Genomic DNA, 15,309 nt, shown 5'->3' with positions numbered 1-15,309 from the left:
CCTGATTACCTCCTATCCCCCAACGTGCGTGTTAACTAAGTACAGACCAGCCGTAATGATAACTGCTGAGGAAAGCATTCCTAGTGCATCTAACCAGGGAATCCAAAGGGAATACTTTCTATATACAGCAACCAGGAATGGGTAGAACACAAGGTTGTGGATTGCGATACCGCAGATTAGCCCAGTTGTATCATAGAGTAATGCACCTGCAATCATTGAACCAAACAGGGCAATTGATCGCACCACCAAAAGATACAACAGCGTAAATGAATCACCAAAAGCAAGGAAAAACGGGCCGATAATTGAAGACACTGATACAGCGAGTCCCGCAGACAGAACTTGAAACATCCAACCAGCCTGGTGGTATCTGGAATCAAACAGCCAGTCAATGATAAAGGTGCCAAAAATGGCTGAGACCCAGATTGGCGGGAGCAACACCGCCATCATCGCAAGACGTAACTTTCTAACTTTCCTCCGCAATTCTTCGATGGGAATATGCTTGAGTTTAGAGTAGACGGGCAGCAATACGTTTTGATTCACACGATTGTGGATATCTTGAATAACCCCTGCTAACAGCACCGCAAGGGAATAAATTCCCAGTTCACTGATACTGAGGAATTTTCCTAAAACCAGCCTATCTGCATACTGAAGAAAAAAACCTAAAGCTGTGCTGAGGAAGATCCAGCGCCCAAACTTGGTTAAGGACTGAACCGCTTTCCAGTCCCAGGTAAACTGATGGTGAATCCCTGGTAGCCATCTATAGCTTAAAATCATCTTGACCAGTACCCCAAACATGCTTCCCGCGACTAACCCCCAAACGTTTGGGTAGTGCAATACCCAATGCAGGACGACGACTAAGGAAGCAGCCTGGGAAACTAGTTCAATCAGGGTCAGCCGACCGAGAGTAAGCTGGCGATTGGCGGTAAAGAGGGATGTTGAGTTAAAGCCAGAAATAACCGCACTCAAACCAGAGACTATAATCAACGCAAATAGCTCTGGCTGCTCGTAGAACTGGGCGAAAGGCCAGGCTCCGATGCAGGCACATAACCATAGAGCGACACCTCTAATGACCTGGATTGTCCAGGCAGTGTTAAGAAACTCCGGTTCGTCTCCCCGATCATTTTGAATAATGCTTGGACCAATTCCAACATCTGAGAACAGTTGGAGTCCAATGAGAAAGGTATTAACTAATGCCATCAGTCCAAAAACTTCTGGAGCCAATAGACGAGTTAAAACTAACTGACTACCAAAGCTTAGAATTCTACCAGCTCCATAGCCAACGAAAGTCCATAGAGTTCCACGAATGGCAAGGTTTTTGAGGGATGATGAGACGTTGGCAGCAGACATCAAGTTATGTTCCTGGCAAACAGAATATCTGAGTTATTGTTATTTCGTGGTAGTTTTAAGCGTTACCCACTCTGGCAGCACGGTTGAATGCACAGATGGTTAAAAATAAACCTTATTCAGGTTGAAAACTGTAGATTTTCCCAGGAAAAACTATAGGCTTCTAGGGCGACGAGGTTTAACTAATATGTCTAGATACCTTAGGTTACCCATAAACGATATGCATAAAGCAAATAGAATGAACAAAGACATACCATTCAACTTCTAGCAGATGAGAAAAGCTTATCACGATCCCTTTAGCAAGATTCTGTGTGGCAAAACAGAGCGCTAATATCTCGTGGAAACACGGATCAAACTTTATATTAGTGGCTTAACTGAAGCATGTCTGTAAAGGAATGATGAGTAAAAGGGTTAAGTCTATAAAAAAGAAAAGGAAATCTATAGCGATCCGGCTTGAAATTTGAGCAGGGTGCAGGGATTCCATTCCTTCGTAGGGGCTCTGCCCTCCTTGTTCACAAATAGTTTGGTTCACAAATAGTTTGTGAACGCTGTAGTATTGTTGGCCTCTCAAGGCAGGGTTTTCGATAACCGTGTAGCCTGGGGTGGCATCGGTTTCACCGCAGCACAGGCCAACAATTTCCACCCCTCAACTCGAAAGGGCAAAGCTAAGATGGCTCGGGTTCCGTAGATAATGGCGGTTTGACGCTGTCCACTATTGAATGCCCACCAACCGTATTGAAGCATAAATTGGAATCGGGATTGTCGGGTATCCAACGGTCGCCAGGGTTCCTCCGCCTCAAATTTGCCTTCAATGCCCCGCCGCTTCCATGCCCGCTCACAAGCTTCTCGTCCTTCATCTCTTTGGGCTAAACCCAAACGTTCACTGATGGAGTTCATATGCAATCGGTATTTGAGTAAGGGAGTCTTTAAATTTGCGAGTTTGCCGACTTCACCCAGTTTTAACCACAGGTCGAGGTCGTGGGAGGAAGGCATGGATTCTTCATAACCTCCAACCTTTAGAGCCGCTTCCCGACGAAACATTGCACATGGATGCCAGATACTACAATGCCCTGCTAAAGCCAGCCTTTGGATTTCATCGTCGTGCTCTGGAAGCTCTAAGCGCGTCAGGAATCGTCCGCGATCGTCAATAATTTCAAAAGCACCACTGACACAAACGACCTCTGGGTTTTGTTGAAGAAATGCCACCTGCAAAGCGAGGCGATCGGGCAGGGCAATGTCGTCAGAGTCCATGACAGCAATAAACTCCCCCTGTGCCTTGTTTAGCATTTCGTTTCTGGTACGGGGGATACCCCGATTTTCTCTGCTTGTAACGTTAATTCGGTTATCTTTGGCAGCAAACGATTTGAGAGTATCAAAAGATGAGTCTTGAGAGCCATCATCAATAATGATGAACTCAAAATCTTGGAATGTTTGGTTCAACACACTTTCGATGGTTTGAACCAAATAATTTTCACTGTTGTACACAGACATTAGAACTGAAACTTTTGGCCTATTTATCATATTTAGAGCGAAATAAAATTTGTCACAAAAAAGATGGGGAGTTCTTAAACAAAAATCATTTCTACTTTCAGATTTTTATAAACTATGCAATAAGCTATGCAAACGTCTTCCTTTCTCTTTGGTTTGTTATCGTTTTCAACGATCGCGTTCACAAATAGTTTTTGAACAAGGAGGGGGCCGCCCCCATGCAGGGGTGGAATCCCTGCCCCCCGTTCAAATTTCAAGAAGGATCGCTATATCTCAATTTCTGAATCGAAATCAGGTCTAACAACGAAGTAAGTAGGTAGCCATAATTAATTGTGAAGGGGGAGTGGGGGCTGCGCCCCAGGTAGGGGGTTTTACCCCCTCCACCCCCAAAATTATCCTTAATTTAATTGTGCCCAGCTACTTAGGTGAAGTTAAGCAATCCTTAATGTGGGAATAAGCCGATAAAAAAAATAAAGGTCACCGCGATCGCAACAAGAATAATAGGAATATCAACCTCAGGTTGCCAGATAGAGATTCTGTACAGAAAAATTGCCTTTAACGGGTACAACATCCAACCTAGAAACGATAGACCCAGGAGAACGCCTTGTTGACCTGCTACCTGGTTACCAAATAGCATAGCGGATGTCTGTATAGCGATCTGGAGTACCAGAAACACAGTAATGAGGGAACTTTTGCCCAGAGCAAGGAGGACATTATCGTAGGTCAGCGCTAAGATGCCAACGAGGGTGTCGATTGAAAGGAGTTGTAACATCCACCCTGCTGCTTTGTATCGGTCGTCATAAAGTAATTCAATTAGTTTATCCCCAAACATAATCAGAAATAGAGAGGCACACCAGGCAGTACCAATTAAGCCCAGGCGGGTTTTGCGCAGAACTGAACGTAGCTCTTCCGGTCTTTCGCGAAAGATTTCTGAGTAGGAGGGGAATAGCACCTTATCACCCAGTTTCATAATTAGCTGGTTTACAAGACGAGCCAGGGTAATGGCAATGGTATAGATTCCAAGGAAATGGACGTCCATCAATCGCCCAAGCAGGAGGCGATCGCCCTGCCCCGCCAGAAATGTTAAGGCTGTACTGACAAATATCCAGCGCCCAAATTGTTGTAATGACCTAAAAGCTTCTGGATTCCAGCAGAAGCGATTGGGTACCCCTTCTAGGAACAAGTGGCTTAGGATCGTCTCAACAAGAACAGTCACAATGCCCCCACCTACGAGAGCCCAAACGGAGGGGAAGATCCAGGCCCACAAAATCGTGACCATTAATCCTAAAGCATAAGTTCCCAGTTCTAGGATTGTTAGCCTGCCAAGTGCAAGCTTGCGGTTGGCAGTTGCAAGTTTGGTTGACTTGAATCCGGCGATTAGCGCGGTTGTTCCAGAAACTGGTAATAACTGCACCAGCATGGGCTCTTTGTAGAAGTTGGCTGCTGGCAGAGCGATAAGGCAAGAAAAAATCCAGAGTAAAAATCCTCGACTGACCTGGATCGTCCAGGCTGTATTGAGAAATTCAGGATCATCCCCCCGCTTGTTCTGGATAATACTGGGAACAATGCCGATGTCTGAAAACATTTCCAGTCCCATCAGGAAGACCTGGACGAGGGACATGAGGCCAAAAGCTTCGGGAAACAGGAGTCGCGTCAGGATCAGGTTACCACCTAATCGAAGGGCGTAGTGGGTCCATTCCCCTGCAAAAACCCACATCAGTCCGGTTAAAGCTCTTTTCCGTAGGGATGGCAATGGTCCTTCTCCGTTGAATTGGGATTCACAGGCTTAGATGATGACTGAGAGGCTTTAATCAAGGCTGAACAGCTTGCTGTTGCCTATGGTGGCGCCACTAGTGTTGCAAACACTAAATTCTGCAACATGGGAGTTTGGGGGCTCCGCTCCCAAGCAGGGGTGGAACCCCTGCCCCCCAGCAAAGCGAAAGTTTTGCTGTACTAGTGGTTTGTCAGTATTATCAGTATTAATTTTGTGTCCTGGATTGAGTCAGAGTGGTTATTTTGTGAGTTTTTAACTCACAAAATAAGTCTTGACAGACTACTAGATTGAGAGTGCCTATCTCTGACTAATATTCTCCACTGATAAGGCCATCTTTCAAGAACGTTTTCTAAAGCATAGGTGCAACTATTCCAAAGTATTCAGAATCGTTTGCCGCTTGGCATGAATGCTCTTCATATGCTTTTTGACGGTGTTGTAGCTGATGTATAGCTTGGAGGAAATGTCTTTGTAGCTGTAGTTTGCTCGATAGCAGAGCCAGACTTCAATTTCACGGGGGGTTAATCCATAGCGGCGAGCTTCGGCGATCGCGGCATTTTGAATCGACTGAAATCGATCTTCAAGGGTCACCAGGACGCAGGGGGGGTGTCCCTGTTCCAGGTTTAGCCATTGGGCCCGAATCCGGTAGGATGTTGCTTGTCCGGCATTGATCTCATCCTCGACTGTGAGTATCTGGTGAGGATAGCGATTGAGGCTTTCAATCAGGCGCTTGCAGGCGTTCCAGATTTCTTTGGGAACTCGCTCGGACTGGGAGATGCCTTTGCTCAATTGATGGCAGATCCGACGGGCACAGTCGTTAGCATGGATCCACTCACCCTGATCGGTCAGAATCAGAATGCCGTCAATAAAGCCTTCAAGAATAGCTTGCAGTAAGGAAGGTTGGTTACTGTAGGAAATTGAGGTGTCCATTGCGGTTCATTGGAGGTAGATGAGCAATGAGGAAGTACCCTAGGATAAATATGGATCCTTTAGAGATTTATGCCTTTCCGGAGAGGTGGGGATACAGTTTTATAAAGTCCTGCTTGGTCGGACAGAATTTTGCTGGTAATCAATCCTTGAAATAAGCAGTCTTTGAAGAGGTTTAGTTTAAGCCTGTGGTCATTACTTTGACGCAACGGTTGGCGATGTCCCCGGAGGTTCCGGTCAATTTAACGTTGTCATTGACGGCTGAGGAACGAACGCGATCGCGCCATCGCTTTGAAACGACGGATAGACAGCCGGTCTATCTTCAGTTACCTAGAGGAACCGTGTTGCGAGATGGGGATTTGCTCCAGTCCGAAGCGAATGGGGTAGTGGTCAGAGTCGTTGCGAAACCGGAACCTGTACTTACGGTGACTGCCGATAGCTTCCTGGAACTATTAAAAACGGCCTACCATTTGGGCAACCGCCATGTACCTCTGGAGATTACTCCATCCTACCTGCGGTTGTCTCCAGATCCCGTTTTACGGGACATGCTGGAACATCGAGGGATGCATATTGTGGAGGAAATTCAGCCGTTTCAGCCAGAGGTTGGGGCGTATGTATGGACATGGGCATTAGTGCAGGCTGTTAGAAATCCCGGCTAGTTGTGAGTGCACGGATGGGTGGAGGCGTTGCTGAAAAGCAATATGAATCGAAACGAAGTTTCGAGCATACAGCACCTATTTCATACCCAAATTCAGCAAAGCCCGGATGGGTGGATGGATAGATGGATAGATGGGCAGATGGGACACTCATCGATGATGCTGGCGTGGAGCTACTGCCATAAGTTGCTACAGAGAAGGGGGAGTGGTGGTTGAACGGAGTTTGTTGCGATTGTTGCAGCTGGCCAGCCCAGCACTGCCGGTAGGAGCTTATAGCTACTCTGAGGGGCTGGAGTTTTTGGTGCATAGTGGCAGGATTCTTGACCAGGGAAGTTTGCAGCACTGGTTGGTGCAGGAATTGTGCTATGGAGCGGTTCGGCTGGAAGCGGTAGTGATGGTGCGGAGTTACCAAGCAAGGGCAGGGGAAGACTGGGAGGCGGTTTGTGCCTGGAACAGGTGGCTGTCCGCAGTGCGGGAGACGGAAGAGTTACGCTTGCAAAGCTGGCAGATGGGGCGATCGCTACTCCGGTTATTGGTGGATTTGCAACCAGAGACGGCTGGAAGGCTACCTGTCGGGTTACGGGAGGAGGGGTGTAATTTTGCGATCGCCTTTGGTGTGGTGGCAGCAGACTGGCAAATTGATCTGCAAGGGGCCGTGCTGGGTTACTTGCATAGTTGGTCAACGAATTTGATAAACGCTGGAATCAAGCTGATTCCGTTAGGACAAACGGCTGGACAACAACTTCTGCTGGCCCTCAATCCGGTTCTGGAGCAGATGGCTCAAGAAGTTCTAAATATTCAGGACGAGGATTTGAGTACCTGTGGCTGGGGACTGGCACTGGCCAGTATGGCCCATGAAACTCAATACAGCCGTCTGTTCCGAAGTTAGAGATATAGCGGTACCAGATTGCTTAAGACACTGGGTTTAAGAGGGTGTGCCCCAGCCAGGGGTTCCACCCCTGCACCCCGTCCTAACCACAATGACTACCGCTATAAGGAGTCATTGATGTGTTGAATATGGCTGACATGGCTTTAATAATGACCACTAACTTCATTAAGATCTAGAATCTAAAATCCAAAATCGAGAATTTTTATGAGTACGCTTCGAGTTGGGGTTGCGGGTCCGGTTGGGTCGGGAAAGACAGCCCTGGTGGATGCACTATGTAAGGCGATGCGCGATCGCTATCATCTCGCCGTCGTTACCAATGACATCTACACTCAGGAGGACGCTCAGTTTCTGGTGCGGAGTCAAGCGTTGGAGCGCGATCGCATCGTCGGGGTTGAGACGGGCGGTTGCCCCCATACGGCCATTCGGGAAGATGCATCGATGAACTTGGCGGCGATCGAGGAACTGGAACAGCGGTTTGCCAATCTAGATCTGGTTTTTGTGGAAAGCGGTGGGGATAACCTGGCAGCAACCTTCAGCCCGGAACTGGTTGATCTGACGATTTATGTCATTGACGTAGCGGGTGGAGACAAAATTCCCCGCAAAGGTGGACCGGGGATCACGAAATCAGACTTGCTCGTAATCAACAAAATTGATTTGGCTCCCTATGTGGGAGCGGATTTGAGCGTGATGGAGCGGGATGCTAAAAAAATGCGAGGGGAAAAACCCTTCGTGTTTACAAATCTAAAAATAAATCAGGGTTTGACAGAGGTGATTGCCTTCATTGAGTCTCAAGCCAATTTCGCAGTCGAACCTCAAAACTAACCCGTTCAGGATCACCCGTTTGGAAATCCCTCTAAATCAGAGCCAGCGAAGGTTGCTCGCTCAAAAATTCTGGGATTAGCAGTTAGCAAGTGCAAAGAAAGAAGAGATTGTATATTGCAATACAATTCGGCGTAGAAGCCTGGACATAATATCTCAGAGTTATCACCGAGTCCCTATGTACTTCTCGGCTTAGTTTTAGTTGGGAGCTTCTAACTCCATGACAAAGCAATTTGGTCGGCGCGAATTCATTATCCTTGGTTCCACAGCCGCAGGCAGTGTTCTCTTAAAGGCTTGTGCTAGTTCTACGCCTACAGCAACCAGCCCATCTCCCGAAGCGTCGCCGGCAGCCACTGCTGCCTCTGGCGATGTGATTAAAGTGGGCATTCTTCATTCGCTCAGTGGCACGATGGCAATCAGTGAGAAGAGTGTGGTCGATGCTGAGCAGTTAGCCATTGAAGAAATTAACAACGCCGGTGGGGTGTTGGGTAAGAAGATTGAAGCGATCGTCGAAGATGGGGCTTCTGACTGGCCCACTTTTAATGAAAAGGCGAAGAAACTCATTGACCAGGATAAAGTGGCCACAGTCTTTGGCTGCTGGACTTCGGCGAGCCGTAAGGCTGTGCTTCCGACTTTCGAGTCAAAGAACCACATGCTGTGGTATCCCGTTCAATACGAAGGTCAGGAGTGTTCCAAAAACATTTTCTATACGGGGGCTGCTCCGAACCAGCAGATTGAGCCTTCTGTGGAATGGCTTTTGGAAAAACAAGGGGAAGGAGTTCTTCCTGGTAGGTTCTGACTATGTTTTTCCCCGAACGGCAAACACCATTATCAAAGCGCAGCTGGAAGCCCTGGGAGGCAAGACGGTTGGCGAAGACTATATTCCTCTCGGCGGCACAGAAGTGACCCCAATCATTTCTAAAATTAAGGCGGCCTTACCGAATGGTGGCGTAATTTACAACACGCTAAATGGTGACAGCAATGTGGCCTTCTTCAAGCAGTTGCAGGGTGCCGGGATGGGGCCTGACAAGTATCCTTCCATGTCGGTGAGTATTGCCGAGGAAGAAGTGAAGGCGATCGGCGTGGAATACCTGAAAGGCCACTACGCCGCCTGGAACTACTTTCAAACCGTAGACACGCCTGAGAGTAAGAAGTTTGTTGAAGCATTTAAGAAGAAGTATGGCGACGATCGCGTCGTTAACGATCCGATGGAAGCTGCTTACATCATGGTTTATCTGTGGAAGCAGGCTGTCGAGAAAGCTGCCACGGCGGATGATTTAGAGAAGGTGCGGACGGCGGCTATTGGTCAGACCTTTAACGCCCCAGAAGGAAAGGTGACAATGGAACCCAACCACCATATTTCTAAGTTCGTCCGGATCGGGGAAGTGCGGGATGATGGTTTGTTTGAAATTGTCTACTCCACTGACGAAGCGGTGAAGCCAATTCCCTGGAACCAGTTTGTGGCAGACACCAAAGGCTATGCCTGCGATTGGTCTGACCCTGCTAAGGGTGGAAAGTTCAAGATGACCTGAAGCCTTTCGCTTTTCTCCTTATTCTGCATTTTGGATTACAGACTTAGTTCGGATCCAAAATGCAGAATTGGCAAGTACATCGGTATCGCTTCTATGGGGGGAATACCCGTTGTCAGCACTGTTGGAATCGTTATTTGGCGGACTTAGTATTGGCTCTGTGTTGTTGCTTGCAGCGCTGGGTCTGGCAATTATCTTTGGATTAATGGGCGTCATCAACATGGCTCATGGCGAGTTGATGATGTTGGGAGCCTACACGACTTTTGTCGTGCAGAATGCGCTCAAGAAAACTGCTCTGGCCGAGGTTTACATCTTTTTTGCGCTGATCGCTGCTTTTCTGGTCACGGCATTAATTGGTCTGCTGCTGGAACGGGGGGTGATTCGATACCTCTATGGCAGACCCCTTGAAACGTTGTTGGCAACCTGGGGCGTTAGCTTGATTTTGCAGCAGTTTGTACGCACACTAAGCTGGCAGTTTGTGATTGGGCTGACACTTTTTTGCTTGTTGTTTTTTGGGGTATTTGGGGTGGTGTCTCGTCGCCCGGATTTTGAACGCATGCGAGGCTGGGTGATTGGTTTGATGCTGCCACTTTCGGCGGCGATCGCAGTCGTGGTCTCTTCTCTTATCGGGCAAACTTTTAAGCTGGCAGTAACCAAGCCCTGGTTTGGCACTCAGGGGGTGGATGTTACTGCTCCCAGGTGGCTCAGGGGTGGATTGCAAATTGCAGGAGGCTACCAGCTTCCCTACACCCGATTGTTCATCATTGCGCTGACAGTGACCTGTGTGTTTGGAGTGTATTGGTTTCTCAACAAAACACCCTGGGGGCTGCGCATTCGGGCGGTGACCCAAAATCGCAACATGAGTTCTTGTTTGGGAATTCCGACTAAGACAGTGGATGCGCTGACATTTGCGATCGGGTCTGGGCTGGCGGGTATGGCCGGTGTGGCGGTCAGTCTACTGGGTTCGGTGAGCCCCAACACGGGTCAGGCTTACATTGTGGATACCTTCATGGTGGTCGTTGTGGGAGGGGTGGGAAAGTTGGTCGGCAGCATTGTGGCAGCCGGTGCCATTGGAACCGTCAGCTATATCATTGGCTCGAATGCGCTCGGTCCGCTGGTATCGTTTAGCCCAGTCTTGCAAAGCTTTTTCGAGTTCTTTGCCAGTGCCAGTATGGCGAAGGTCATGGTTTTCGCGCTAATTATTGTGTTCCTTCAGTTCCGTCCTGCTGGGTTGTTTCCGCAGAAGGGACGGACGGTGGACGCATAGGAGGAGTTTGCCATGACGATTGAAACAGTCGAATCCCTGCCGGAGGTTGCACCCAGTACCACTGTACGTAGGCGGCGGCGATCGCTGTTGTTTGAGGCGGCGATCGTTCTGGCTGTGGCATTGCTGCTGCTATTTGTGATTCCTCCCATTCTGGTTGGCCTGGGGCAGGGTGTGCGAGTCAACCAGTTGGGCCGGTTTTTGGCGCTGGCGATCGCGGCCCTCGGTATTGATCTGATCTGGGGCTTTACAGGGCTACTCAGTTTGGGGCACGGCATCTTCTTTGCTTTAGGGGGGTACGCCCTGGCGATGTACCTTCAGCTGCAGCTTCCGCCTGGGCAGATTCCAGAGTTCTTTACTCTGTATGGAGTTGAGAAACTACCCTGGTTCTGGCAACCCTTCTACTCATTCCCATTTACACTGGTCGCAGTTTTTCTGATCCCGATGCTGGTTGCGGCGGCACTTGGCTACCTGGTTTTTCGCAACCGGATTCGGGGCGTTTATTTCTCGATTCTGACCCAGGCGGCGCTGATTGTATTTTTCAACTTTTTCAATGGTCAACAAAAGCTGATTAACGGGACTAATGGCTTAAAGACTGACACCGCAACCCTCTTTGGCATGCAGGTGGGCAGCAGCCCCATCATTCAGGGAGCATTTTATGCCCTCAGTGTATTGCTTCTGGTCGGTGGCTATGTCCTCTGTCGCTGGCTGACCAGTGGCCGCTTTGGACGAATGCTGGTTGCCATTCGAGATGATGAGCCGAGGGTTCGTTTTTCAGGTTACAACCCAACCTGGTACAAGGTTTTTGTCTTTGCCATATCAGGAGCTTTAGCAGGGGTGGCTGGAGCCTTATACACTGTGCAATCCGGTATTATCACACCCAAAGCAATGGATGTGGCGTTTTCGATTGAAATGGTTATTTGGGTTGCTCTGGGTGGACGGGCAACGTTGATTGGCGCCATTATTGGGGCATTGATTGTGAATTTTGCCAGAACGCTTCTCAGTGAGCAGTTTCCTGCATTCTGGTTGTTTTTCCAGGGAGCGCTGTTCCTGGTAGTGGTGACGGTGTTGCCCGATGGAATTTTAGGTTGGTTACGACGGGAGGGCATTAGTTGGGTGCGATCGCTCCTGGGTCGCTCCAAAGAAATTGAGACCTATCCAAGCCTTGAAGAAGATCCAGAAGTGCAATATGAGCGGGAAAATCTTGGAGATTGACAATTTAACAGTTAGCTTTGATGGGTTCAAAGCGATCAATCAACTCAACTTCAGTATGGATGAGGGAGAGTTACGAGTGGTCATTGGTCCAAACGGGGCTGGAAAGACAACCTTTATGGATGTGATCACTGGCAAGACGAAACCCACTGAAGGTCAAGTTTTTTTTAAGGGTAAGAACCTGCGCCCCTACGCTGAACACGAAATTGCCCAGATGGGAATTGGGCGCAAATTTCAAACACCACGAGTTTACCTGAAGTTGACTCCCCGCGAGAACTTGGAGCTATCCTGCGCCCGTCCCAAGAGCGTGTTTAGCTCGTTGTTTGGGCGTACTTCAATGGCGGAACGTCGCACGGTAGTTGGGATACTTGAAACGATTGGCTTGATCACCAAAGCAGACATTCCAGCCGAACTGCTTTCCCATGGCGAAAAGCAGCGTCTGGAAATTGGGATGCTGGTGGCTCAATCCCCGGACCTGCTACTGGTCGATGAACCTGTTGCTGGTCTGACCGATGAAGAAACAGAAAAAGTGGGAGACCTGCTGCTCGCTCTGGCTGAGAGCCACTCGATTATGGTGATTGAGCATGATATGGAATTTGTGCGTCAAATCGCCCGCACGGTCACAGTGTTGCATCAGGGTTCCGTCCTGTGCGAGGGCAATATGGACGAAGTGCAGACCGATCCGCGAGTGATTGAAGTTTACCTGGGTAAGCAACAAGAAGAAACCCCTAAAGCGGCTTGAAAAACTTTGAGTTCTAAGTTGTCTGGAGAAATTCAAGGAGTGTTTGAAATGGATCGATAGCGGCAGTTCAGCAACAAGGTTAGAGAGCCGCATGCATTAAATTAACTCGGCACTCAAAACTTAATACTCAAGGCAGGCAGAGACACTGCCCCGGTCAAAACTCAAAACTTGAACTTAAAACTGACAAACCACCCCATGAACCAAACCAATGGCGCAGTTGCACTTGAATCGGTAAACACGGCCTCTCAGCCAATGTTAGAAATTAATAATTTGAATGTGTACTACGGTGAAAGCCACATTTTGCGCAATGTAGACATGGGGGTGGCGTTGGGGAAAATGGTGTGTTTGATTGGGCGCAATGGGGTAGGCAAAACCACTTTGTTGAAGACCGTCATGGGCCTGTTGATACCCCGCAGTGGAACGATTAAACTAGCAGGGCAAACAATTACCAGCAAAACACCCGATCAACGGGCTCGTCTCGGAATTGGTTACGTTCCCCAGGGGCGCGAAATTATCCCCCGGTTGACGGTGAAAGAGAATTTGATTTTAGGGTTAGAAGCCAGACCGGGTGGGGTTGCCAGAACCCAGGAAATTCCAGAAGAGATTTTTGAATTGTTTCCGGTGCTAAAGACGATGCTGTCTCGCATGGGAGGAGATTTAAGTGGTGGGCAACAGCAGCAGTTAGCGATCGCCCGCGCCATGATGGGCCGTCCCCGGTTACTGGTGTTAGATGAACCCACTGAAGGAATTCAGCCTTCCATTATTTTGGAAATCGAAGCGGCTGTTCAGCGGATTGTTCGAGAAACTGAAATTTCGGTGCTACTGGTCGAACAACACCTGCACTTTGTGCGTAAAGCTGATTGGTACTATGCGATGCAAAAAGGTGGAATTGTGGCGCAGGGACCCACCAGTGAATTGAGCAATGAAGTTATTCAGCGATTTCTGGCTGTTTAATGATTTAGCATCCACGGTCGCCCGCAGGATTGATTTTGAAACGTTTGCGGTTTGGGTTCGCGATCGCGTTTGACCACTTCAGGTTCTAAACCCTGTTTGCGTAATGACAGACTACTTGACAGACTAATCGCAGGAGCCGTGATTACCCGTTTACCCAGCATTTGGCAAGTTGGGCAGAAAGCTGGATCACTGGATTGGGCGAGCGATCGCCATTCCTCAAAGACCCCACACAGTTCACACTTAAATTCGTACAGTGGCATGGTCAACCTCTTGCTAGGCAGGCAAAATATCCATATCAAAAATTTCAGTGGGAATAGCCAGAGTGCAACAGGCATTGGGGATATCCACAATGCCGCTGACCCTGCCTTCAATTGGAGCACAACTGAGCAACAGATAGGCCTGCTCACCTGTGAAACCAAACTTTTTTAGATATGAGATCGCATTCAAACAGGCCCGCCGATAGGCAATATGAACATCCATGTAATACTGCTTGCCAGTAAATTCATCCACCGAGATCCCTTCAAACACCAGGTATTCGGAATAGCGGGGTTCCACCGGCCCCGGCTTAAAAATGGGATTAATCAGACCATATTTCTCAACCCCACCCTTGATAAGATCAACGTGCAAATCGATATAACCCGACATTTCGATCGCACCACAAAAGGAAATTTCACCATCCCCCTGGGAAAAGTGAATGTCGCCCATCGAGAGCTTTGCCCCTTCTACATACACGGGAAAATAAATGCGCGTTCCTTTCGACAGGTTTTTGATGTCACAGTTGCCCCCATGTTCGCGGGGAGGAACAGTGCGGGCGGCCTCGGCTGCCACTCTTTCATATTCAGACTTTGGCAACGTACCCAAAATAGCGTTGGTAGGATTGGGTAATGCGGCCAAAACGGGCTTATCGCCAGAAAGCCCCGCTCCATAAGTTCGCAAATCGGGTGCAGTAGCCACCAGCTCTGATTCACGCTTATTCCAGGTTGCCAGCAGCTCATGGGAAGGTGCGCAGCCAATTAAACCGGGGTGAATGATACCGGCAAACCGCACCTTGGGAATATGTCTGGACGTAGTATAGATTCCTTGAAAATCCCAAACTGCTTTTGCCGCTTTAGGAAAATGATCGGTCAAAAAACCGCCCCCATTCTCTTTGGCAAAAATTCCTGTAAAACCCCACTCCTCGCCTTGAAGGGCACCAATGTCAAGCAGATCAACGACCAAAATGTCACTAGGTTCCGCGCCATTGACCCAAATTGGTCCACTTAAAACGTGAACAACAGTGAGATCGACATCCCGCACATCATCCGGATTATCATCATTTTTGATCTGTCCATCGGTCCAGTCTTTGCACTCAATGCGAAAGATATCTCCCGGATTGACAGAAACAACGGCTGGAATGTCAGGATGCCAGCGGTTATGTCCTGGCAGTTCCTGCTGATCCATTGACTTTGTTAGATCAACTTTGAAGAGTGTTTTAGGCATGGAATTACCACCACGAATGAGTCTACAACTGTTTTTGAGTCGCTTATGAACAGTTGTTCAGAGATTTGATGACGTTCTGACTTTAATGGTTGAATTTTGTATGATCTGTAAGATCAATCACATTATTCCAATTTTGTAAGTGAGTATCTGTCTACCCATCCATCCATTTATACTGTGTCCATCCCAGGGAACTGTGTTCATCCCAGGGGTTAGCAACGCCCAAGTAGATTTTAGA

General features: G+C 48.5%; 15 protein-coding genes. 9 read left to right on the top strand and 6 right to left on the bottom strand.

The features are described from left to right. Positions 1–12: 12 nt before the first annotated feature. The 4 genes from P4D80_RS23310 to P4D80_RS23295 all read right to left on the bottom strand — a co-directional run bounded on the left by P4D80_RS23310 (position 13) and on the right by P4D80_RS23295 (position 5,533). A complete protein-coding gene (locus P4D80_RS23310) occupies positions 13–1,347 on the bottom strand; it encodes an oligosaccharide flippase family protein (RefSeq protein ID WP_421656443.1) in 1,335 nt (444 codons plus the stop codon). A 564-nt stretch (positions 1,348–1,911) separates the two neighbouring features. Beyond that, positions 1,912–2,865, bottom strand: coding sequence for a glycosyltransferase (locus P4D80_RS23305; RefSeq protein ID WP_421656442.1), 954 nt, complete (start codon positions 2,863–2,865; stop codon positions 1,912–1,914). A 409-nt stretch (positions 2,866–3,274) separates the two neighbouring features. Continuing rightward, a complete protein-coding gene (locus tag P4D80_RS23300; protein WP_421656441.1) occupies positions 3,275–4,585 on the bottom strand; it encodes an oligosaccharide flippase family protein in 1,311 nt (436 codons plus the stop codon). A gap of 387 nt (positions 4,586–4,972) precedes the next feature. Beyond that, positions 4,973–5,533, bottom strand: coding sequence for a helix-turn-helix transcriptional regulator (locus tag P4D80_RS23295; protein ID WP_421656440.1), 561 nt, complete (start codon positions 5,531–5,533; stop codon positions 4,973–4,975). Between the two features lie 185 nt (positions 5,534–5,718). Here P4D80_RS23295 and ureE point away from each other — a divergent pair, with 185 nt between their 5' ends. The 9 genes from ureE (at position 5,719) to urtE (ending at position 13,595) form a co-directional block, all read left to right on the top strand. After that, positions 5,719–6,189, top strand: a complete 471-nt coding sequence (gene ureE / locus P4D80_RS23290; RefSeq protein WP_421656439.1) for an urease accessory protein UreE — start codon at positions 5,719–5,721, stop codon at positions 6,187–6,189. Between the two features lie 202 nt (positions 6,190–6,391). Further along, entirely contained in the window at positions 6,392–7,075 is a 684-nt protein-coding gene (locus P4D80_RS23285; protein ID WP_421656438.1) for an urease accessory protein UreF, read from the top strand. 204 nt (positions 7,076–7,279) lie between these two features. Beyond that, a complete protein-coding gene (ureG, locus tag P4D80_RS23280; RefSeq protein ID WP_421656437.1) occupies positions 7,280–7,897 on the top strand; it encodes an urease accessory protein UreG in 618 nt (205 codons plus the stop codon). 217 nt (positions 7,898–8,114) lie between these two features. Further along, positions 8,115–8,693 carry a transporter substrate-binding protein gene (locus P4D80_RS23275; RefSeq protein ID WP_421656436.1) on the top strand — a complete coding sequence of 193 codons (579 nt, stop codon included), beginning with the start codon at positions 8,115–8,117 and terminating at the stop codon, positions 8,691–8,693. Then, the gene (locus P4D80_RS23270; RefSeq protein WP_421656435.1) at positions 8,629–9,426 is read left to right on the top strand and encodes a transporter substrate-binding protein; all 798 of its coding nucleotides are present in this window, start codon (positions 8,629–8,631) and stop codon (positions 9,424–9,426) included. The genes P4D80_RS23275 and P4D80_RS23270 overlap by 65 nt, the downstream gene beginning before the upstream one ends. A 109-nt stretch (positions 9,427–9,535) precedes the next feature. Next, entirely contained in the window at positions 9,536–10,690 is a 1,155-nt protein-coding gene (locus tag P4D80_RS23265) for an ABC transporter permease subunit (protein ID WP_421656434.1), read from the top strand. 12 nt (positions 10,691–10,702) lie between these two features. Then, entirely contained in the window at positions 10,703–11,902 is a 1,200-nt protein-coding gene (gene urtC, locus P4D80_RS23260) for an urea ABC transporter permease subunit UrtC (RefSeq protein ID WP_421656433.1), read from the top strand. Beyond that, positions 11,877–12,641, top strand: coding sequence for an urea ABC transporter ATP-binding protein UrtD (gene urtD / locus P4D80_RS23255; protein ID WP_421656432.1), 765 nt, complete (start codon positions 11,877–11,879; stop codon positions 12,639–12,641). The genes urtC and urtD overlap by 26 nt, the downstream gene beginning before the upstream one ends. A 195-nt stretch (positions 12,642–12,836) precedes the next feature. Continuing rightward, positions 12,837–13,595 (top strand): urea ABC transporter ATP-binding subunit UrtE, encoded by a 759-nt coding sequence (gene urtE / locus P4D80_RS23250; protein ID WP_421656431.1) that lies wholly within the window; start codon positions 12,837–12,839, stop codon positions 13,593–13,595. Here the strand turns inward: urtE and P4D80_RS23245 are convergent. Together P4D80_RS23245 and fmdA are read right to left on the bottom strand one after the other, a co-directional pair. Continuing rightward, complete coding sequence (locus P4D80_RS23245) at positions 13,592–13,855, bottom strand: FmdB family zinc ribbon protein (RefSeq protein ID WP_421656430.1); 264 nt, start codon at positions 13,853–13,855, stop codon at positions 13,592–13,594. The genes urtE and P4D80_RS23245 overlap by 4 nt on opposite strands. 13 nt (positions 13,856–13,868) lie before the next feature. Beyond that, positions 13,869–15,074, bottom strand: coding sequence for a formamidase (gene fmdA / locus P4D80_RS23240; protein WP_421656429.1), 1,206 nt, complete (start codon positions 15,072–15,074; stop codon positions 13,869–13,871). Between the last annotated feature and the right edge of the window lie 235 nt (positions 15,075–15,309).

The sequence above is a fragment of the Leptothermofonsia sp. ETS-13 genome (genome assembly GCF_049200465.1).
Taxonomy (GTDB): Bacteria; Cyanobacteriota; Cyanobacteriia; order Leptolyngbyales; family Leptolyngbyaceae; genus Leptothermofonsia.
The sequence above is the reverse complement of the archived record's forward strand: the minus strand, read 5'-3'. Positions and strand labels throughout refer to the sequence as shown.